The organism is Psychroserpens citreus (assembly GCF_055686305.1).
Genome location: NZ_CM145999.1, coordinates 1188304 through 1211729, shown reverse-complemented (window position 1 = coordinate 1211729; position 23426 = coordinate 1188304). Strand labels below are relative to the sequence as shown.

Below are 23426 nucleotides of genomic sequence, written 5' to 3'. Positions count from 1 at the left end.
TTAACTAACTAATATAAGCCCTGACCTAATCAAGCAGGGCTTTTATGCCTTTTAATTAAAGATTGCTATAAATCATATAAAAGAAAAAGTTAAAAAACAACCGACACAAATGAAAAAAATAATTTTAATAATGGCGCTCATCTTCACCTTTAGCTGGGTAGATGCGCAAACGTATTTACAAGAGAATTTTGATACCGAAATTCCAGCCACTTGGACCATTGATGATGGAGGTGCTGCTACTGGAGATTCGTGGATTTCTGGACAACAAGGTGGAGCAAATAGTCTTGATGGAACTAACTGTGCAATTGTTGATAGTGATGCTAATGGTAATGGGACAGAACTTATTGAAACACTAACCTCTCCTGTTTTTGATACTACCGGAGCAGTAGCATTATTCCTTGATTTTGATCAATTTTACAATAATATTGGTGATGACACTGCAGTTGTTGAGGTTTTCGATGGTACGAATTGGATTGAAGTTCTAAACCAAACCGCAGATGCAGGAGGTTTTAATGCTCCAGATCAACAACACATTGATATTACAGCATATTCTAATGCTGCTATGCAGGTGAGATTTATTTATAATGATGGGAACGTATGGGCATGGTATTGGCTTGTTGATAATGTTCAAGTTTATAATTCAACATGTAATTTTCCATCAGATATCGCAGTGAATAATATCACTGCCACTACGGCTGATATTAGCTGGACTGCAGGAGGTACTGAAACCTCTTGGGAAGTTGCTGTACAACCTGCTGGTTCTGGTGAACCAAGTGGGCCAGGGATTGTGACTACAAACAATCCTTATGTTGTAACTAATTTATCTGCAATTACTGATTATGATGTTTATGTAAGATCAGATTGTGGAGCTGATGGATTAAGTGCATGGGCTGGACCATTTAGTTTTCAAACGGCTTGCGATGTATTTGTCCCTGAATATTTAGAAATTTTTGACACAATCATCCCTAATTGTTGGGACGAAGCTGATGGAGGAGATGCTACAACTGGACCAACTGGTTTAGGTGCGGGCTCTTGGGGAGCAGATGGATTTTTGAATAATGGCTTTGGTGGAGCATATAAGATTAACTTATGGCAAGCCAATAAAAGTGATTGGATACTATCACCTCAATTTGATTTAACAGGTGGCCCATTTCAGTTAGATTTTGATTTTGGAATCATGCAATTTGGAAGTAATACAAATGCTGGTACGTTAGGATCTGATGATACTGTTGAGGTATTAATTAGTACAGATAATGGAGCAACTTGGACGAGCTTACTTACTTTCGATAACACATCTGTAGTACCTGCTACAGGAACACAAGTTGTTATTGATTTAACAGCATATTCGGGTCAAGTTGTACAATTTGGAATATTAGGTTCTGAAGGAACTGTTGATGATACCGAAGATAATGATGTCTTTGTAGACAATTTTAGAGTACGACAAGTACCAACTTGCCAAGAACCAACAGGAATTACGGTTGCTAATATCACTGCATTTACAGCTGATGTTAGCTGGACACCTGGAGGTTCAGAAACAGCTTGGGAAGTCGCTGTACAGCCAGCTGGAACAGGTTTGCCTTCAGGTCCTGGAGTAGCAACAACGAATAATCCTTATACAGCAAATACCTTAACACCAATTACGCAATATGAAGTTTGGGTAAGAGCTGATTGTGGAGGTACTGATGGTTTAAGTAGTTGGACTGGTCCTGTGAATTTTGAAACAGGATGTGATGTATTTATACCAGATTATTTAGAGACTTTTGATACAATAATTCCTGATTGTTGGGATGAAGCTGCTGATGGAGATGCAACTACTGGACCTACTGGTTTAGGTGCTGGTGATTGGACGGCTGATGGATTTCTAAATAATGGTTTCAATGGAGCATACAAGATTAACTTATGGCAAGCCTTTAAGAGTGATTGGATATTATCTCCTCAGTTTGATTTAACTGGAGGGCCATTTCAAGTCGATTTTGACTTTGGGATCATGCAATTTGGAAGTAATTCTAATGCTGGTACTTTAGGTTCTGATGATACCGTAGAATTATTAATAAGTACAGATAATGGTGCAACTTGGACGAACTTATTAACTTGGGACAATACATCTGTGGTACCTGCAACGGGAACACAAGTTGTTTTTGATTTAACAGCGTATTCTGGTCAAATAGTTCAATTTGGTATCCTAGGATCTGAAGGAACTGTAGATGATACTGAAGACAACGATATTTTTGTAGACAACTTTAGAGTACGATTAATTCCTGATTGTCAAGAGCCTACTGGTTTAGGTGTTGCCAATGTTGGTGGTACAACTGCAGATATAAGTTGGACTGCCGGAGGAGCAGAAACTACATGGGAATATGTTGTTCAGCCTGCAGGTACTGGTCAACCATCAGGTTCTGGAACATCTGTAACGGCAACTACCGTAAATGAAACAGCGCTTGATTACGATACAGCTTATGAAGTATGGGTAAGATCTGATTGTGGAGTAGATGGATTTAGTACTTGGGTGGGTCCAGTTGAATTTACTACTACAATTCAGACTGATTTTGATGTCGACTGTTCTGCTGGTCCAATCTCTAGTTCATTATGTTATGGCAATAACGACTCATTAGTTATTACTTATACTAGTACAGATGGGACACCTCTTAATTTGACGTTTAACGCTGGTGAAATTGAAGGAGCACCTTTTGATTTCTTAGTGGTGTTTGATTCAGATGGAACAGAATTATATAATGATGAAGGAAACAATGGAGATATTTCAGGATTGACATTCCAATCTACAGGTGATACTATTTCTTTCCAAGTTCAATCTGATGGTTCAGTAAGTTGTGAATCTGGAAGTTTCTGTTGTTCAGATGGAATAGATTACACTGTGTCTTGTGCAACATGTATTAATCCAGCTGCTACATACCAAGTTGTAGATGATTGTGATAACGGACCACAATTCTTAGTAGATGTTAATGTAACAACCTTAGGTGATGCAACATCTTTAACGATTTCAAATAATATAGATGCCAATACAGTATCAGCTACTGCGACTGGTATTTACCAAGTTGGACCATTCCCTTTTGGTGTTGATGTGGTTATCACATTAAGTAATGATCAAGATGTTAACTGTGTGATTAATAGTTCTGCTATTCAATTGGCCGATTGCCCACCTGACAATGATAACCCTTGTGATGCTATTGTTGCAGGTGTGAATGCAGATGAAAGTTGTGATATTATAACGTCTGGAACATTATTAGAAGCTACAGAATCTGGCGTGCCTGGAGGTACTTGTGCTGGAAATCCTGATGATGATGTATGGTTCGAATTTACGGCTTTGAATGAATTGCAAATTATTCAGTTAATTAATATAGATAGTAGTGGATTCTTCGAAAATTTAGATCACGCACTATATGAAGGTAGTTGTGATGCGCTTACAGAACTTTATTGTTCTGATGATAATGCAAGTCTAACACCTCCATTAACAGTTGGTAATACTTATTATGTTAGAGTGTTTTCTGAAGGAGACGAAGGTGTAGATTATACGTTTGACTTATGTATTAGACCAGGTTCTGGTAATGTAACCGTAGATCAAGACACCTATTCTATTGAAGAATTAGTAGTTGATATATTAATAGATAGCCCTTGTGCACAAATAACTAATATTGAATTCACTACTGGTACAGATTTTGGAGATGTGAATGGAATTGGATATTTCTCAGCCGATGAAGATAGCTTCCCTTTTGAAGAAGGAATTATCTTAACATCTGGAGATGCTAGTAGAGCATCAGGGCCAAACTTTGATGCAATGAGTGATGGTGGGTTTGGTTGGCCAGGTGATGCCGAATTAGATGCAGCAGTAGGAATTAATTCTAATAATGCAAGTATTATAGAATTCGACTTTGTTCCTTTATCTGATGAAATTAGTTTTGATTTCTTAATGGCTTCCGAAGAATATAATGGAAGTACAGGTGGAACATTTGAATGTACCTTCTCTGATGCTTTTGCATTTTTATTGACTGATGAAAATGGGGTTACAACAAACCTTGCTGTATTGCCGGGAACAACAACGCCAATTTTAGTAACAAATATTCATCCAGAAAACCCAGGCTGTCCTGCGATAAACGAAGAATATTTTGGAGGTTATATTCCACAAAATTTACCGCCAATCTCTTTTGATGGTAGAACAACTGTATTTACAGCATTTTCTCCGGTTAATATTGGTGAAACCTATCATATTAAATTAGTTATGGCTGATGCCACAGATACAGCTTTAGATTCAGGAGTATTCCTTAAAGCGGGTAGTTTTGATATTGGAGAGGTTGAATTAGGAGCTGATATTACAATTGAAGCTGGAACTGCTGCTTGTTTAGGTGAGGAAGTGATATTACAAACACAAGCACCTTCTGTAGATCATGTTTGGTTTAAAGATGGGTTTGTTATTGAAGGCGAGACCTCTAATACTTTAGTGGTAACAGAAGCTGGAACTTATACTACTCAAATTATATTTTCACCATCATGTATTATCTCCGATGAAATTGTTGTTGAGTTTTTACCGTTACCGGACATTGCTGAAACACCACCAAATTTAATAGGATGTTCTATAGGTGCAAATGTTGCTGTTTTTGAGCTTACTGATAATGATGCTGAAATCTTAGCAGCAGTTGTTGATCCAACTAATTATACAGTGACTTATCATGAAACGCAAGCAGATGCTGATAATGGTGACAATCCATTAGTTAGCCCTTATACGAGTTTGTCAGACCCTCAAACCGTATATGCATTGGTTGTTGACAATACAACAGGTTGTCAAGATACAACAAGCTTTGATTTAGTATTAGGAATTGAACCAGAAACAACATTTACAACCGACTTTGATTATGAGGTATGCCCTAATGCAACAATACCAATTATAGTTGAAGCAACTCCAGTGAATTATACAACTGATCAAGTTACTATTAACTGGTATTTAGATGGTGTATTAATCGATGGAGAGAATGGTTTATCTATTCCTGTTTTAATTGCTGGCGATTATGAAATTGAAGTAATTTTCAACGATACAGGTTGCTCAAATATTACATCTCAAACAGTTATAGAATTAGAGAGTTGTGTTATACCTCAAGGGATTTCACCTAATGGAGATGGAATGAACGATATTTTTGATTTGAGTAGCTATCAGGTGACTAAATTAGAAATCTTCAATAGATTTGGTACTTTAGTATATTCTAAGAAGAACTATGTAGATGAATGGCATGGTCAAGATATGGATGGAGATGAGTTGCCAGTAGGTACATATTTCTATACTATGGAATATAGAGATGGTGAACGTAGAAGCGCTTGGGTTTATATTCAAAGAGAGAATTAATAAAAAAGATTACAAACTATAATAAAAAAGCTTCTAGCAATTTGTTAGAGGCTTTTTTTTAGCTCATTTATGATATGATTAAGATAGTTGTAGTAAAATAATAGATAAAGCTAAACTACCTATTAATAAAAACCATAGCATCCATATATTATAGTGTTGAGGTCTATGTTTTTTAAGTCGTTTAGCGTTCAAGATGCTTCTTTTTTTTCCAGTGTATTGTATCCAGTTTTTAAAGTAAATAAACACACAAGCCATTACAAAAAGGCTCCATGCTTTTCCAGAGGAAATAGTAGTTGTGTTCATTTCATCTAAGAATATTGAAATAATAATGCCAGATAATAAAATTAAGCTACACTGTAGTGCGGAAATATAAAATAAAGCTATAGTATTAGCTTTCTTTTTTTTGGTGGGTTTATAATGCTGAAAAACATTAAAAAAAAAGATATCAAATGTATTCATAGTCCTAGAATATAAAGATAAAAAAACCACATCTATAGATGTGGTTTTTTGTGTTGTATATATTGCGTTACTAGTTTCCGGTAACTTCTACATTATCTACGTGATATCTTGTCGTTGCCGTTGGATCTGACCCTTCATAAAAGAATCCAATATTTACCATACCGTCTAAACAAGATATGTTAACTGGTCCAACAGTTTCAAAATTACCAAATCCGCCAGATGGCCCAACAGGAATTGTAGCATCTAAAAGCTGCCATGTTGCTGTTGTTGGGTCACCTGCATAATCTGTAGATATCCAAACCGAAAGATTTGTACCATTATCAAAATTAGGTTGAACATCAAAAGATAATTCTTCACCTGTAGTACTGTCTAAATCAATTGCAGGAGTTACTAACCATACATCTGCTTCAGTATTTCCAGAGTTAAATGCCGAAATTCTTGAGTAGTTATTTCCTCCAAAACCATTGATAAACCAATCTGTACTTGTACCACTTATGTTGATGTTATCCCATCCTTCAGAAGCATAAGTTCCAAAACCTTCAAAATCTTCATCAAAGATAGCCGATCCTCCACCAGAACCATCAGGACATTCTAAAAAGTCAGGATCGCAACGTTCAGGGTTATCAAACACAATATCTTCAGGGGTGTTAATGACTACATTAAATACTTCACCGAAAAAATCTTTAGTTAATATAGCGTTTACACTTCCTCTACCTGCTGGTAAGCTTAAACCTTTAAAATCTGAAAACGTACTAGTACTAAAAATAACTGAAGCACTAGAAGCACAACTTTCTAAAGTTCTCTCACCATCAAATTCATCAGATTGCTCAGATGCATAAGTAAGTGAATTACTTACAACTTGATTTCTATTAAATTGAACATCAGATAACGCAATCATAAGATTGGTTTTATCATCAGCAAGGTCTGAAATAGTCATAGGAAGCGGTACAATAGTAGCAACTTCATTTGATCTTTGAATAAATTGGGTTTCAGATGATGATGCGATTTTATCAACTTCGTTACCATTTAAAGCTCCTATTGTAAGAACACCATTTGTAATTCCAACTGATAATCCATTAATTTTCACATACACTTTCCTACCTACTTCATATCTTGTAAATAAAGGATTGACATCAATAAGAAGCTTTATTCCAATTGTTGGATTTTCAGGTTTGTCTTGAATAATTAATTCTTCAAAATAGTTCCCAGCTTCATCTGAAGAAACGACATATCCAGTAATGTACTCATCATTTTCATTAAATGTGTACGATACTGTAGCGGATTCATCTGTATAGTCTAATGTTCCACCATTATCTTGTTCTTGAGCTAAATCTCCAGCTAAAGAGCTTAATGTTCTTAGCTGATTGGCAGGAATGTTTGGTTCGTCAAACGATAAGTTAGGCGTGTCAAAATCATCGTCTTGTACACAGCTAGTGATCACTACTAAGCCTAAAAATAGTAGTATTAATTTATTAATTTTTAAAGTTTTCATTTTTAATATTTTATTTTGTTCTAACATCACTTTTTTAAAATCTAACATATACATTAAGGTAATATGTTGTGCCATTACCGAAGAAATAACGATTCCCAAATACAGGACCATTGTCATTATTTTGCTCTTCGATCTGACTTCTATAATCTACTCTTCGAGATTGTTCAAAACCACCTGTTCTGTACTCTTGATTGAATACATTGTTAATTGTAGCAAAAAATCCAACAAAGTAGTCGTTTATTCGCCATGATTTTCCACCAATAATATTCACTAACATGTAGTCATCAAACTGTTCTTGCTTTAATAAACCTTTAGCAACATCATCATCATAATCATTAATAGTGTAACCACTTATGTTTCCTCCTTCAGGAATAACTAGGTTGCCATTAGAATCAACAGGTAACAAGTCAACATCCTGAGAAAAAGAAGCTGATCGTTTTAAAGCACTTGCATCTACATATGCGTTTGAAAAGAAATTACTTGTAACACCTATGTTCCAGAAATCAGGATCACGATATTCAAAACCTAACTGGAATGCACGTTCAGGACCGCCAGAAACATGTACATCTTTTAAAGCAGTAGTGCCATCACCATAAGTTAGAACTGTATTGTTTCCATTTTCATCTTTAAAATCTGCAGCAGTATAATATAAATTTGGATTATTTGTAAAAATGTATTGACCTACAGATGCTGCTGCTTTAAGTTTAATTGTAGGAGTTACTTGTGCCTCAATACCTAGCTCTCCTCCAACATGTCTTCTTTCTATATTAGTTTGAACTTCTTGTACAAAATTACTTGAATTTTCAGTAAAGAAAAATCCTATATCAGTACCATTTTGAAATCCTGAATAGAATCCAGTAAGCCTAGCTTTTATTATTGGAGATCTATAGATGTAACTCGCATCGAAAGATTGAATTTTTTCACTTTCTAAACCTAATACAGTTTGGTTACTTTGTCTAGCATTTCCAAATGAATTTCTAATACTCGGTGCTTTTGTAAAATAACTTCCATTAATATCAATTAAATGTTTTCCAGTGACTTTATAAGTAAGTCCTGCTTTAATACCGTAATTAGAAAACTTTAATTTTTCACTTTCTCCAAAAGAGCTAATATCACCAAAACCAGCTTGATTACCAGAACCAGGGAAAAAACCGTTTTCGTATTTTCCATCTCTTTGGTAAGTGGTTTGTGACACATTTGCACCGACATAAAAGTCTATTTTATTATACTTAAATTGCGCTTGAGCAAAACTACTTATAACATCAGAATTAATATCATAATTGTATTTATAACGATCTCCTTCTGTAACCACTCGGTTTGGGTTTCTTAAATCACTCTGTGCCTGCCCTTCAGTTTGTTGTCCAGATTGATCGTCAGCAAAAGCATCAATATCAAGGTAACCTGAACCTCCTAATAAATCTTCAATTCGAGCGAAGTTTTCACTGTTTAAAGTTCTGTAACTTACGTTTGCATTTAATCTAATATTATCTGCCAAATCCGCATCAAGTATAGAGTTAAAAGTCAGTTGCTTATCTTCTATCACATCAGATTGGAGTGCATAAACCGAATAATCATTAATCGCGTTTGCAGTATATAAATTATTCCAATTTAACTGACCATCATTTCTGAAATTTTGCTCTGCTAAATATGCCAATTGATAATCATAGGCAGTTGGATTAGCATCTTGCAGGAAAAAGCTTGGTAAGTTTTGGTAATATTCTGGTGTTGGATTACGTGCCCCACCATAGGTACCATCATTAATAGCGTCTAATCGAGAACCGTTATTGTCTATCCTAGAATTAGCAATTTCTCCAAACTGGTAAGCAATGTTTGTGTTTAATCTTACTTTAGGAGACATCTCCCAATAGTGATTTAACATCAAAATAGGCTCGTTAATTTCTCGTATTCTTGAGTTTCTAATTTCACCATTTTGTTCGCCCCAAAACGGATTGTACTCTCTTCCTTTTAGATTGAAAACCTCTTGAGTTATTGCAGTAGAACGACCACGCCTGTTTTGAGCATAGATTCCTGTAAAATTAAGGGAGTGTTTTTCATTGATTACCTTTTCAACTACAGCAACAAATGAATTAGAATCATATAAAGTTCCATCTACAAATCCTTCGTCACCAAAACGACGTGATGCTAGCACAGAATATGCCCATCCGCCTTCAAGTAAACCAGAATTGTAACTTCCCATAACACGTCCAGTATAACTTCTGTTTGCTGAAGCATAAGAAACACGGCCGCCTTTTCTATATTTAGAGGCACGCATTATGATATTGTTAGTTCCTGCAAGATCACCAAATGTGTAATCGTTTGCAGACATTCCCATAGTAAATTCTTGATTACGTTGTAAATCGTTAATACCTCCCCAGTTTCCCCATTGAGGTCTACCGTTGAATTGTTTATTCATTTCAACACCGTTGATAAGAACTTTTCCGTTCGCATTATCTAGACCTCTTGGTCTAAAGAATGTTGCGCTAAAATCAAATGCTGCTGCATTTAAAAATACATCTCTTGACGATTGTAGTAAACCAGAAACATTGTCTGTTAAACCATCATCTTCACTGTTTAAGTTATCATCTGAAATAGAGATAATAAACAAATCTTTCTTGTCACTAGAATCGTAATCTAAAGTCATCCCGCTAATATCAACGGTTTGGCCTTCATTTACAACAATAGGATAACGTTTTGTAACATAATCTGTTTTTTCAATTTTTAAAACTTGTTCTCCTAAAGGAACAATAGATTTAAATTGAAATTCACCGTTAGCATCAGTAGTCGCTGTGATCGAGGTACCTTCAATAGTGATTGTTACATCTGGAATTGCTTCGCCAGTAGTTCCGTCAAGAACACTACCTTTTACAATAGTGTCTTGTGCAAATGAACTTAGCACAGAAAATATTCCAAATAAGAAAATAAAAAAACTTTTTTTCATGCCTAATCTTTAGTTAATAATTGTTGCTCATTAAATAATAGTTATTTAAGGCGTGCAAATTTACATTATTTATAATAAATACATACTTTTGGCTCGACATTTGTAATCATCATAACGATAACATAATATATAGACTATGAAACCATTACATTTTTCTTTAGCCATTATATGTTTTTTATTAACATTTAATAGCTTTTCTCAAGAAGAAAAGAAAGAAAAACGCTTTAAAATCCATACTGTTGCATTCTACAATTTAGAAAACTTATTTGATACTATCAATGACGTTACTAAGTTAGATGAACGCAGCCCAATTATGGAGATGAATGCTAATCGCGAAGAAGTATACAAGAAGAAAGTCAACAATATGGCAAGAGTACTTGTTGATGTTGGCGCTGATGTTACTGGAAATGCACCTGCTGTGATTGGCGTTTGTGAAATTGAAAACAGACAAGTTTTAGTAGATGTTGTAAATCATCCTTTATTACTCTCTAAAAATTATGGCATCATTCATTATGAATCTCCTGATGCTAGAGGTATAGATGTTGCATTATTATATCAAAAAGACTTATTCAAGCCTACTAATCATAGTTCGCATGAGGTTAAAATTTACGATGATAAAACTAGAGAGCGTAAGCAAACTAGAGATCAATTGTTAGTTAGCGGTGAGTTAGATGGAGATCCAATACATGTTATTGTAAACCACTGGCCATCTCGAAGTGGTGGAGAAGCTAGAAGTAGGCCTAAACGAGTTGCAGCTGCTAAAGTGAGTAAATCTCTTTTGGATTCACTTCAATCTAAAGATCCTTATGCAAAGGTGTTCATTATGGGAGATTTAAATGATGACCCTACGAATAAGAGTGTTAAGGATGTATTGAAAGCAAAAGCAGAAAAAGACAGGTTGGATTTAAAAGACATCTACAATCCGTTTGAAAATATGTTTACTGATAAAGGTTATGGGACAACAGCATGGAGAGACGCATGGAGTTTATTTGACCAAATTATGTTTACAGAACCTCTTGTTGCAAAAGATGATTATTCATCATTTCGATTCTATAAAGCAGGAATTTATAACAAACTATACCTTACAAATAAAAGAGGACGATGGAAAGGGTATCCTTTAAGAAGTTTTGCTGATGGAGGATTCACTGGAGGATTTAGTGATCACTTTCCTGTTTATGTATACTTAATTAAACAAGTAGATTAATAATAACTTACTATTACAAACAAAAAATGCGCTATAAATTTATAGCGCATTTTTTGTTTAGTATATATATCTTTAAAACCAATTTGTCCAAGGAATTCTGGATAACACCAACACTAAACCTAATGTATAAAAAATAGCTAACATTTTAAACTTAGGCTTTGAGGTTAATTTTTTCTTATGTTTTGAGTAACCTATAGTAATCATGGCTACAGCAAGAATGCCAACAAAAGGATGTTCTACTGCTAATAAACGACTAAATGAATCTAAGCCTCCCATACCATTGTTTTTAATGTTTTGCAATCCAAAAGGAGACGTAAAATAGAGCACAAGTCCAATTAAAAGTTGAATATGGGTTACAATAAGCGTAAATAATGATATTCTAAAATCTACAGCATGAAATTCCTTATTACCAAAAAACTTTGCTAAAGCATTAAATGTGGCTATGACCAACATGATTACTACCAAATAAGCCCAATAAGAATGGATCATTTTAATTACATCGTACATCATTATAGTTTTAAGATTACGAGGGCAAAGGTAATAATTTAATGTATAGAATTATTCGGAAATAGAAATCTGTCGCTTGATCTCGTTTCCAAATGAATCAACAACGGTAATAAGGTGGTCACCAGGTTGAGGAAGAATGGCTAATTCATGAACATCTTTTGTTGTCCCAACATAAGTTTGATTTAGGTACCAATACACATTAGTTTCAGGTTTTGAATGAGCTATTTTTAAGATTAAATCATTGGTTTGCCCATCAAAATCTTTTGGAAGAAAAATTGAATTATTTTCCTTAGGATAAATAAAATCCATATTCATTTGAATATCTCCTGCACAATCCAATCGAAGTTTAGGTAGCGGTTTATAAAATGGATTTTTCGCTTTGTAGTAATAGGCTTTTAATGGTGATAATACAAACCAAGGTTTATGTTTTATCGTACTTAGATCTTCACAGGATGAATTAACTTGATAGGTTTCTGTTTGATCCACATGAGCCAAAATGTGATAGGGACAAGGTGTCGTTTTAAGCCCGCTATTTTGAATAAAGACTTGCGCAACGTTATCACAAATTGGAGAAGCACGATGTCCACTCTTAATACAAACATCTACTTCTTGCATCTCATCATAAGGTTTAGAAAACCACTCACTATTTGGTAACATATCAAAAACTTCAAATAAAATTGGAGCTGCAGTTTGTACACCAACCAAACCTGGACGACCTTCACCATCGGCATTACCAACCCAAACACCTACTACATAATCTCTTGTGGTGCCAATTGCCCATGCATCACGAAAACCAAAACTTGTTCCGGTTTTCCAAGCTATTTGTTTGGAGTCGTCAAAAAACTCCCAGTTTTCATTACCTTCAGGACGGTTAACTTTTTTTAAACTTTCATAAGTGAGATATATTGATGCGGCATCAAATAAGGTTTTGCTATTTGAAATGTTTCCAAAATCTACGGTTTCCGAAGCCATAAATGTAGGTTCAACAAACTCATTAGTATAATAGGCACTAGAAGTTTCAGAAAAATGATTTAATGTCGATGATAATGAGGCATAACTTTTACATAAATCCCAGAGATTACTTTCGGCACCACCAAGAATAAGTGATAAACCATAATGATTGGCATTATATTTTAAATCTTTTAACTGTAATTGTTTTAAGTATTGATAAAAACGATCGAGTCCAAAATCTTGGAGCATACGAACTGCTGGGACATTTAAAGAACGTGACAAGGCGTGGCTTGCTGGAACAACACCATCAAATTCTTTATTAAAATTTTCAGGATTATAGCTTCCAAACTGACTAGGAACATCAGTGACTAATGTGTTTGGAAGTAGGTCGCCAGCGTCTAGCATTGATGCGTATAAAAAAGGCTTTAATATACTACCAGTACTTCGAGGTTTATCAATAATATCCACATCTTTTTGATGAGCTTGATCTGTAGGAGTATTGCCAATATAAGCGAGCACTTCTCTAGTATGAACATCTAAAACCAAGACAGCTGCATTGTGAATTTCGTTTTGTTTCAATAAGTTGTATTGATTTTTAACAATGTGATTAACACGTTCTTGTAACTTAAAATCAATGGTAGTTTGAATGCGTTCACCTCGATTTAACTGAGATATTTTTTGCAAAAGATGAGGCGCAATTTGTGGCAACGGATAAGGTTTTTGTGGCAATCCTTCAGCTATGGATAAGTCATAAGTTAAAGAATCTATAATACTATTGTCTAATAATTTTTTTAGTAACCGATTTCGTTTTTGTAATAGCCGCTTTTGATTTTTTCCAGGATAAATTAAACTTGGTGCATTAGGTAAAACCGCTAGTGTAGCACTTTCTGCCCATGACAATTGATGAGGGTTTCTATTAAAATAACGCCAGGATGCAGCATCCAACCCGACAACATTACCTCCAAATGGAGCGTTACTTGCATAGTAAGCTAATATATTGGCTTTTGAATCCCTAAGTTCTAGACGGGTTGCTAAAATGATTTCTTTAATTTTTTCAAGATAAGTTCGGGATTGTCCTTTTCGAGATAAGCGAATAACTTGTTGTGTTAATGTGCTTCCTCCACGTTTTACTTCTCCAGAACTGATATTATCTCGTAATGCTTTAAAGATTGAAATAGGGTTAAATCCAGGATGGTTATAAAAATATTCATCTTCAAATTGAACAATACAAATTTTGAATTTTTCAGGAATACTATCATTGTGAGGAAATCGCCATTGACCATCAGATGCTATTTGAGCACCTAATAGTTCATTGTTTTTGCTTGTGATTACTGTAGCTGTTGGGTCTTTAAATAAATCATTCGGTAAACAAAACGTATACATAATCAGAAGTATCGCTAAAGCAATAGATTTCTTTTTGTGTTTTTTTATATAGTTTACTAATTTCATTTCTATGACCTTAAACTTATTTCAGGTTCTTTTTATTTGTTTTTCGTGAATTCATATTCACGCTCTACTTTACAGATTTTCACTTTATACCATGTGTACCAATCTTGTCGCCCTTTTTGTTGCGCTACCAAATGATCGGTATGCTGTTTCCAGTTTTTAATGGCGTCTAAACTCTCCCAATAGCTTATAGTAATCCCTAAATCGCTTCGAGCACTTTCTATTCCTATAAAACCAGTCTGTTGTTTTGCTAGAGCCTCCATTTGGTTTGCCATTTCAGCATAACCTTTTGTGTTTTCTGAATGAGTTGATGTGAAAATCACTGCATAATACGGTTTGAAATTGTCTTTCATTTTTTTATACTTTTCAATTTGTGTTGATAGCTTACTTGATTGCCAATTACACTTATTTAGTAACTTTTATCCATTGGCCTTTATTTCTCACAAAAAAGTCATTATCATACATGGCTTCTACTTGTGTTCCAGGTAAATAATAATTACCTAAGTAGGCTGCATTTAGCATAACCGTAAACACTTTAGTTCCATATTTTCCTTTTGAAGGCAGGTCAAAATAGAAGTTCACGCGATCATCTCGAATGTCAGTATATCTTGCAGAACTTGTTGTTGTATCTCCAAAAGCAGTAAAACGCGTATTCACAATCTCCCAACCTGAAGGGAATATTTGTGTTAAAGCAATATCTCTCACATTGTCTCGTTTTAAATTACTTACGCTAATTCTAGCAATAATATCTTGACCTTGTTGTAATTCGGAAATGTTAAGACGGTTACCTTTTAAGTCAGTATAAACCACATCAACGCTTAAGCCACGTTGTTCAGCTAATTCTTGACCTAAAGGTAATTTTCCAGAATTTAGAACTCTTACATAAACTAAGTTACCTGCAGCATTTTTCAAACTTAAGGTATTCGATCCATCAACAACAGGAAGTTCGCGTTGTGCAATTGTACTTTTAGTATTTATAGTTTCAGTTTTACCTCCAAAAGTGTAACTGAAATTCATGTTTTTGCCGCCATTTGCTTCAACCATTTTAGCCATTGCAAGCAGACTGTAAGCTGTGGTTTGAGTACTCATCCAGGAATCACTAGATAAATCTTTTGCAATTTGTTCGGAGAGTCCTCTTGCTTTTGAATCGTTAGTAATAATCATCGTCTCTAAAGCCATAGCTCTATTTCTATCTACCGATCCATAGGTATAATAATTATACTTTGGTGGCTTGAAATCAATATTGGCTGTTTGTGATAATTGTTTGCTGGCTTCTTTTTGACCAGACAATGCATAAGCTGCAGCCAATCGCCATTTGGCTTCATTAGAGATTTCAGTAAACTCTCGCAATCGATTCATGGAAGCCAAATCTGGACTTCCGGCTAAGGCTAAAGTATATAGACGATAGGCTTGCGCTAAATCTGAATTATAGTTTCTATAACTTGGTCTCCAATCTCTAGCAGCTTGTTTTTGGTAGCGTAACCAGTTATTCTTAAAGGATAGTGGTAATACAAACCCTTTCTTTTCGGCTTCGATTAAAAAATGCCCAGCATAACTAGTTCCCCAATCGTTGGCTGTATTTTCCCCAATCCAATAACTCATGCCTCCATTAGGGCGTTGGAAATTTCCTAGGCGCTTGATACCATTTTCAATATTAGATTTAATTTCTTGTTTCTTTTCATATTTTAAATCGAAAATATCGCTGAGATATAATTGTGGAAATACACCAGATGTGGTTTGTTCTACACAGCCATGAGGATATTTGATTAAGTATTGTAAGCGTTTTGAGAAATCCATTGGAGGCAATGTGGAGAATTCTACGGTTGCCGTATTAGTTCCAGGAACACCAAAAGTTTTAAACTCTAATGTTTCTGAAGCATTCGCCTCTAATTTTACGCTTTCATATAGTGAGGTTATAGGGTTAGGGTTTACGACATCTAATTCAACTTTATATGTAGATGTTTCCCCTTGACCAGTTGCAACCACTTCAATAGTATTAATGCCTTTGGCTTTACTCACATCAAGCTGAAAATATGCCATTTGTTCATCAGGTTTTGTAAACGATAATGTTTTAGAAGCGTTTCCTACAACTGAAATCCCATCACTTAATTTTAAATTCAATTTGACATTTTTGACCTTAGGTTCCATAGCAAAAACAGTCACTGGAAGCGTTACTTTTTCTCCTGGACTCAATTTTCTAGGTAAGGAAGCGAGTACCATTAAAGGTTTTTTGACCTCTACTGTTTTATCTGTACTTCCATAGGCTTCCGTGTCATTATTTCCAGCAATAACCATGGTTCGAACAGCTCCAATATAGTTTGGCATTTTGATGTTGTGGAATTTGGTTTTTCCAGCTTCCAAAGTAAAAGGCCCTAAATATCTCACAACAGGTTTAAAGCGATTTGCTTTTTTGTTTTTGCCTTTTGCAGCACTTCCATCACCTCCAATCGCAAATACCTGATCGATGCTTCCTGAATAGGCTCCTATAACATCATCAAAAATATCCCAAGTTTTTACACCAAGAGCTTCACGAGCATAGAAAGATTGCCATGCATTTGGAGTTTTAAAGCGTGTTAAGTCTAACAAACCTTCTTCAACCATTGCAATAGTGTAGGTCATTGTTTTGTTGTTTTTTTCTGAAACTTCTACTTCAAATTCTTGTTCAGGTCTCAGCACACTAGCCATTCGTAATTCGGGTTCGAGAATGGTTTTTGGGTCTTCAACTAAAATTGGAATTACACCAAATAAACGCAAAGGCAAGTCATTACTAGTTATGGAATGAGGTTGTAATAATGAAATATTAACAAAAACATTTGGTGCCATTTCTGAAGTAATTGGTATGTCGACTGTAGTTTCACCTTTGCTGGTTTTTACCCATTTATGTTCGATAACATCTGAACCATTTTCAATACTCACTAAAGCGCGACCGTCTTGACCTGAGGGAAATTTGATTTTAGCAGTTTCCCCAACAATATATTTATCCTTATCTGATGCAAATACTAACATTTTGGCTGCTTCTTTATCATTTCCTGTTGACATTCCTGACCAATTTTTATAGAAATAGGCTGTTCGTCCAGTGGCGTGACCACTTACTGGATCGTAGATTCTGATGAGGTAACGCCCTCTATCATTTTCAGGAATTTTTATTGTAAATGTTGTTCTTCCGTTTGCTCCCGTGGATGCTTTTTGGTTTAAAATGGGTCTGTGGTAACTACTTGATATATAATTTGAAAGATTATCATAGGAGGAATTCCACCACCAACGCCATTCAATTTTATAGACTTTAACTTCTAAGTCTTTCCGTTGCACAGGCTTACCATTTTTATCTACTACAGCGATATCAAAAGTTTGATTGGTATCTGTAAAATATGAGCCGTAGTAGTTGCCTTCAGGAGATTTTAAACCTACGTAAGATTCATAAGGTGAATAGGTTTTAGTAAAGGCATCTAATGAAAAATCACCTCCGTTTTCGAAAGCTCTAACCAAAAACTGAGCGTTCAACATTCCTGGAGCGTTTTTTCCAATATCTAATGTCGCATCTATGGTTGCTTTTCCGTTTTCATCTAAGGCATCTTCAAAAATATTAAGCTCTTCTGAATTAAATTGACGTGTAGGATCACTGAATGTATAGCCTTTAAAGCTTTTAAAACTAGTATAAGAACTTGTGAATTTAGCTTTGATTTCTGCTTTTATATGTTTTGCAGGAGCACCATGCAACCATTTCACGTCAAGTGTTCCGTTAACTAATTCATTACTAGATAAGATGTCTTGGTCGAAATCCACTTTAATTTTCAGTCGATTAGGTTTTACCGTTTCAATTTTTAAAGATTTGTAGAATTGAGCACCTCCTACTGAAACTTTAGCATTATAATTCCCTGTTTTTCCTTCGGAAGCTGTAGGAACGATAAACTTATAGAAGTTATTGACATTATCAGAAGTCACGTTTTTGTAGACTAACTTACCATTGGGATCTGTGACTTCTAATTTTACAGGATGACCCTTTGGAAGCTCATTAGCTTTATCATTAAGCATGAACGTTAAAAATAACGAATCTCCAGGTCGCCAAACCCCTCGTTCTCCATAGATGTAACCTTTAAGTCCGCGTTGCATACGGTTTCCAGAAACATCAAATTTGCTTAATGATAACGAATTTCCATCTGTTAATCTGAGGTAACTAGTTTGGTTACCTTTCGTGATAATGGCAAAAGCCGCATATTTATTAGATTCATAAACGGCTAAACCTTCACTATTGGTAGTTGTAGAACCAATTTCTTGTTGTTGAAAATTATATAACTTAATGGTTACACCAATTTCAGGTTTAGTATCTAATATATTAGTAACTGCGAAATAATAATTATTGTTGACACCTTGTTTTACGATGACACCAAGATTGGATGCTAAGAGGTTTTGAGATACAATTCGATTTTCATTGTAATATGCATCCTGACAAGGATTATCGCGTTGCCTCCAATTGTAGCTGTAGTTTCGATATCTGTAGGTACGGTTATCCCAATATTCTTGTTCTCTTAATTCATCATCTTCAGTGTTTGAATCGGCATATTCATCATAATAATAATCCTCTTCGTAATAGTAATCTTCATAGTCATCATTGTCGTTTAAATCGCCTTGCGGATTGGCGTTACAATCATATAGCGAATATTGACGTAAATAGCTTAATTCGACACGATAAATAGCACCAGGATCTGCTTTGAAAAATTTAGAAAGGTCTATACTGTAAGCTTTCCATTTTCCTGAATTTTCAGCTGCAGATTGTAACTGTATAGTTTGTTTTGCAATACGGCGCCCTACACGTTTAATTTCGTTTTGATTATTACTATTCATAGGGTTGTCTTGCAAAAATTGTAAGACGTTATCTTCAAATATTTTAATTATTCTAACGTCAACTGCACTTAAATTAACCGCTTCAAAATTGAATTTCAATTCATTAGAATTTGGTAGTATAGTTCCATTGCTAATCAACCGTACTTGCGGCTTTATTTCTTCAAACGAAATAGATTCAGAAAATGGCGTTTTAAGTTTATAACCGTCTGTGTTTTTAATACCTTGAAAGACATCTACTTGGATATTGCCAACCAGTTTAGTGTCTGGATACACTTTTAGCACATTTCCAACAACGACAAACTTTGGATGTTTTACATTTTGAATAGTCACCAATCCATCAAAATTTTGTTGGGTTTTAATTGGGTCTGAAAAATTTATGTATAAGAATTGCTCTGGAGTTTTGAAGGTTTCAACATTAACGATAGTAAAGTTGTTAATTCCAGGAATTTGAACGGTATTTTCGCCTTTGTTTTCAGCTTTTATAGCTTTGCCATCCCATGCAATGGTGATTTTAGAGTCTTCAACCAATCGATTGATACTATCCACTCTAAACTTAAAATAATTGGAATGGGTTTCAACTTCATCAAACACTAATTTTAATGATTTTCCATTTTGAGAAGCTTCAACTAATTGTTTTGCATCTTCAATTGAAATAATGTCTGCCGACTTGATTACTGCTTCTAAATATTGCCATTTTTTACTGTACGATTGAAGACTGTTTGTGATTATATTAAAATTGGGAGTTATGGTTTTAAACTGAAAAACATAATCTTCATAGTCTTTAGGCATATTTTGGTATATCTTATTCAGTTTTATTACAACGGTATATTCTGTTGCAGGATCTAAGTGTTCATCTGGTGTGAATAATAAGGTATGCTTATTAGTAGCTTTTAAAACACCTTCTACATGTGGAGAAATATGAACAATGTCATCGTCGATAATTTTATCAAACTCCCAACTGTCAACATCATTTGCGAGATTAATTTTAATTGGTGCTGTAACTGATTGCAAGCCTGAAGACGTGTAACTAATATAATCTCTAAACTTAAATAAGTTATCGGTCTCTTGAGCAATGGTATCTTTGTTTTTACAAGAAAATAGTATGGTAAAGCATAAAATAAGTACAGATAGATGTTTTAGTTTCATGGCAATGAATGTGTTTATTGGTTTGTAATATTAAATTCAAACCATCCTTTTTGATAGTTGAATACAATAAAACTAGCGTATTCGTGAGGCTTTTACAGGGCTGTTTTGTTATATGCAACAGATAAAATAGAATTCGTAGCTAATGAGATAGAATTCGTTTTTAGTTCTTGTAAATCCCTATTTCAATGTCTCCTTTGTCGTTCATTGAGGCTCGATACATACCAGCGGTATTAAATTCGGCAACCATATTTCCATCTTTATCTACAGCAACAATGCCACCATCACCACCAAGGTTTTGGACTTTTGTATGAATGACTTCACGAGCCGCTTCTTTTAAACTTAAACCTTTGTATTGCATTAAGGCAGAAATATCATAAGCGACCATACTTCTAATAAAATACTCACCCCAACCAGTACTTGATACGGCACAGGAGTTGTTATTTGCATAAGTTCCTGCACCAATAATTGGTGCATCTCCTACACGACCATAGCGTTTATTTGTCATACCTCCGGTTGAGGTTCCTGCGGCAAGATTTCCATACTTATCTAAAGCAGCACAACCTACAGTTCCAAATTTAAAGTTCTTAATTTCTGGATCATAAAAGGCTTGTTTATCATCATGATCTAATTCGATGCGTTCGGCTTCCATGGCACGTTTTAGAGCTTTAGATCTATGTTCAGTATAGAAGTATGAAGGATCAACAATTACTAAGCCCTGTTCTTTGGCATAAGTGTCGGCTCCAACACCAGCCATCATCACATGAGGAGATTCGTCCATAATGACTCGGGCTAAATTTATCGGATTTCTAACTGTTGTCGTGCCAGCTGAAGCTCCAGCATTTAATGTTTTTCCATCCATAATAGAAGCATCCAGTTCATTAGACTCAGTGTTCGTAAAAACTGCACCTTTTCCAGCATTAAACAAGGGAGAATCTTCCATGATATTGATCGTTTTTTGAACAGCATCTAAGCTAGTTCCACCATCTTTTAAAATATTATAGCCGGTTCTGATCGCTTTTTCTAATGTGGTCTTAAAAGCGGTTTCTTTTTCAGGTGTCATGTTTTTTTTTAGTATGGTTCCTGCACCACCATGGATAATAATTGCAAAATTTGCTTTGTTTTGATGACTTAGTTTTGTGGTGGATTCTTTGTCTTTACCCTCTGAAGATTTAGTATTATCAGCGCAATTCAAACAAATAGAAAACAGTAAAATAATAAGTAAAGAATGTCTCATGGTTATGTGTCATTAGTACGTGCTTTAAAGTTACATTATAATGTGAATCACATCAAAAGAAAATGACATTTTATTAGTAACTTCGCGTCAAAATTTAATAATTCATAAAAAACAAGCATATATGGAAGCAATTGCTACCGATTTCGGAATAAAAGACGCTTTAAAGCAATTAGGTGTTCACGATGTAAATAACGGAACATCTACAGGTTCTGATAATTTTTCAAATGGAGATATAATTGAATCGTATTCACCTGTTGATGGGCAACTAATTGGAAAAGTAAAAGCAACAACAAGAGCAGATTACGATAAAGTTATGGATGCTGCGACTAAAGCATTTTTAACTTGGAGAGATGTGCCGGCTCCACAACGAGGAGAAGTTGTACGTCAGTTTGGTAATAAATTAAGAGACTTAAAAGAATCTTTAGGAAAATTAGTCTCTTACGAAATGGGAAAATCTTTACAAGAAGGTTATGGCGAAGTACAAGAAATGATTGATATCTGTGATTTTGCTGTGGGCTTATCTCGACAGTTAAATGGGCAAACAATTCCATCTGAAAGACCAGGACACGTAATGAGAGAACAATGGCATCCTATTGGTGTTGTTGGAATCATTTCTGCATTTAACTTCCCAGTTGCAGTTTGGGCTTGGAATACAGCTTTAGCTTGGATATGTGGTGATGTATGTGTGTGGAAACCATCAGAAAAAGCACCTTTATGCTCTATTGCTTGTCAAAATATTATTGCAGATATTTTAAAAGATAATAACTTACCTGAAGGGATATCTTGTATCGTTAATGGCGATTATAAAGTTGGTGAAATGCTAACTACTGATTCAAGAATTCCTTTAATATCTGCTACTGGTTCTACAAGAATGGGACGAATAGTTGGAGCAACAGTTGCTGAACGTTTTGGAAAGTCTCTGTTAGAGCTTGGAGGTAATAATGCGATCATTATTACACCTTCTGCCGATTTAAAAGTTGTAGTTCCTGGTGCCGTATTTGGTGCTGTAGGAACTTGTGGACAACGTTGTACATCAACACGTCGATTAATTATTCATGAGTCTGTTTATGACAAGGTTCGTGATGCTATTGTTGGCGCTTATGGGCAATTAACCATTGGAAACCCATTAGACGAAACTAACCATATTGGGCCGTTAATTGACAAAGATGCTGTTAATACTTATTTAGCTGCTATAGAAAAAGCAAAAGCCGAAGGTGGAAATGTATTGGTTGAAGGCGGTATTTTAGAAGGTGAAGGTTATGAATCTGGATGTTATGTAAAGCCAGCTATTATTGAAGCAGAAAACAGTTTTGAAATTGTACAACACGAAACTTTTGCTCCTGTTTTGTATTTAATGAAATATTCTGGTGATGTAGAAAATGCTATTGCTAAACAAAATGGTGTTGCTCAAGGATTATCTTCAGCGATTATGACTAATGAAATGAAAGAAGCTGAAAAATTCTTGTCTTATGCTGGTTCAGACTGCGGAATTGCTAATGTAAATATTGGAACATCTGGTGCTGAAATTGGAGGCGCTTTTGGTGGTGAAAAAGAAACAGGTGGAGGCCGTGAGTCTGGATCTGATGCTTGGAAAGTTTATATGAGAAGACAAACAAATACGATTAACTATTCAGACGAGTTGCCGTTAGCGCAAGGTATAAAGTTTGACCTTTAATTTAATATCGTGTCGTGATTGACATGGAATTTTATTAGCATATAATAAACAAAAAAAGCCACATCTGCAGATGTGGCTTTTTTTGTTTATATAATTGAGTTTAGTTGGGTAAATGTGACTTTTTTAACACAACTGTATCTAATTATTGGCAAAAGATGTTAAATTTTTAATATCTTATTAAT

At 34.9% G+C, this 23426-nt stretch carries 11 protein-coding genes; 3 read left to right on the top strand and 8 right to left on the bottom strand.

What is annotated here, in order from left to right; all coding sequences use genetic code 11:
• The first annotated feature begins 109 nt into the window (after positions 1 to 109).
• Positions 110 to 5350 (top strand): choice-of-anchor L domain-containing protein, encoded by a 5241-nt coding sequence (locus tag ACTU6T_RS05370; protein ID WP_460220232.1) that lies wholly within the window; start codon positions 110 to 112, stop codon positions 5348 to 5350.
• Between the two features lie 78 nt (positions 5351 to 5428).
• Here ACTU6T_RS05370 and ACTU6T_RS05365 read toward each other — a convergent pair whose 3' ends face one another.
• From ACTU6T_RS05365 to ACTU6T_RS05355, 3 genes are all read right to left on the bottom strand, one after another.
• Positions 5429 to 5809 (bottom strand): hypothetical protein, encoded by a 381-nt coding sequence (locus tag ACTU6T_RS05365; protein WP_460220231.1) that lies wholly within the window; start codon positions 5807 to 5809, stop codon positions 5429 to 5431.
• Between the two features lie 70 nt (positions 5810 to 5879).
• Complete coding sequence (locus ACTU6T_RS05360; RefSeq protein WP_460220230.1) at positions 5880 to 7301, bottom strand: DUF5689 domain-containing protein; 1422 nt, start codon at positions 7299 to 7301, stop codon at positions 5880 to 5882.
• A 34-nt stretch (positions 7302 to 7335) separates the two neighbouring features.
• Positions 7336 to 10239: a carboxypeptidase regulatory-like domain-containing protein gene (locus ACTU6T_RS05355; protein WP_460220229.1), complete on the bottom strand. Its 2904-nt coding sequence runs from the start codon at positions 10237 to 10239 to the stop codon at positions 7336 to 7338.
• Positions 10240 to 10375: 136 nt separating this feature from the next.
• On the opposite strand from ACTU6T_RS05355, the gene ACTU6T_RS05350 reads away from it, so the two are divergent.
• Entirely contained in the window at positions 10376 to 11443 is a 1068-nt protein-coding gene (locus ACTU6T_RS05350) for an endonuclease/exonuclease/phosphatase family protein (protein WP_460220228.1), read from the top strand.
• Between the two features lie 72 nt (positions 11444 to 11515).
• On the opposite strand, the gene ACTU6T_RS05345 is transcribed toward ACTU6T_RS05350, so the two are convergent.
• From ACTU6T_RS05345 to ACTU6T_RS05325, 5 genes are all read right to left on the bottom strand, one after another.
• Positions 11516 to 11950 (bottom strand): hypothetical protein, encoded by a 435-nt coding sequence (locus tag ACTU6T_RS05345; protein ID WP_460220744.1) that lies wholly within the window; start codon positions 11948 to 11950, stop codon positions 11516 to 11518.
• Between the two features lie 51 nt (positions 11951 to 12001).
• The gene (gene pbpC, locus ACTU6T_RS05340) at positions 12002 to 14350 is read right to left on the bottom strand and encodes a penicillin-binding protein 1C (RefSeq protein WP_460220227.1); all 2349 of its coding nucleotides are present in this window, start codon (positions 14348 to 14350) and stop codon (positions 12002 to 12004) included.
• A 32-nt stretch (positions 14351 to 14382) separates the two neighbouring features.
• Entirely contained in the window at positions 14383 to 14700 is a 318-nt protein-coding gene (locus ACTU6T_RS05335) for an antibiotic biosynthesis monooxygenase family protein (RefSeq protein ID WP_460220226.1), read from the bottom strand.
• Between the two features lie 52 nt (positions 14701 to 14752).
• Positions 14753 to 20335 carry an alpha-2-macroglobulin family protein gene (locus ACTU6T_RS05330; protein ID WP_460220225.1) on the bottom strand — a complete coding sequence of 1861 codons (5583 nt, stop codon included), beginning with the start codon at positions 20333 to 20335 and terminating at the stop codon, positions 14753 to 14755.
• A gap of 160 nt (positions 20336 to 20495) precedes the next feature.
• Positions 20496 to 21569, bottom strand: coding sequence for an isoaspartyl peptidase/L-asparaginase family protein (locus tag ACTU6T_RS05325; protein WP_460220224.1), 1074 nt, complete (start codon positions 21567 to 21569; stop codon positions 20496 to 20498).
• A 121-nt stretch (positions 21570 to 21690) separates the two neighbouring features.
• Between ACTU6T_RS05325 and amaB the strand changes: the two genes are divergently transcribed.
• Positions 21691 to 23244, top strand: a complete 1554-nt coding sequence (amaB, locus tag ACTU6T_RS05320; RefSeq protein ID WP_460220223.1) for an L-piperidine-6-carboxylate dehydrogenase — start codon at positions 21691 to 21693, stop codon at positions 23242 to 23244.
• Positions 23245 to 23426: the final 182 nt, after the last annotated feature.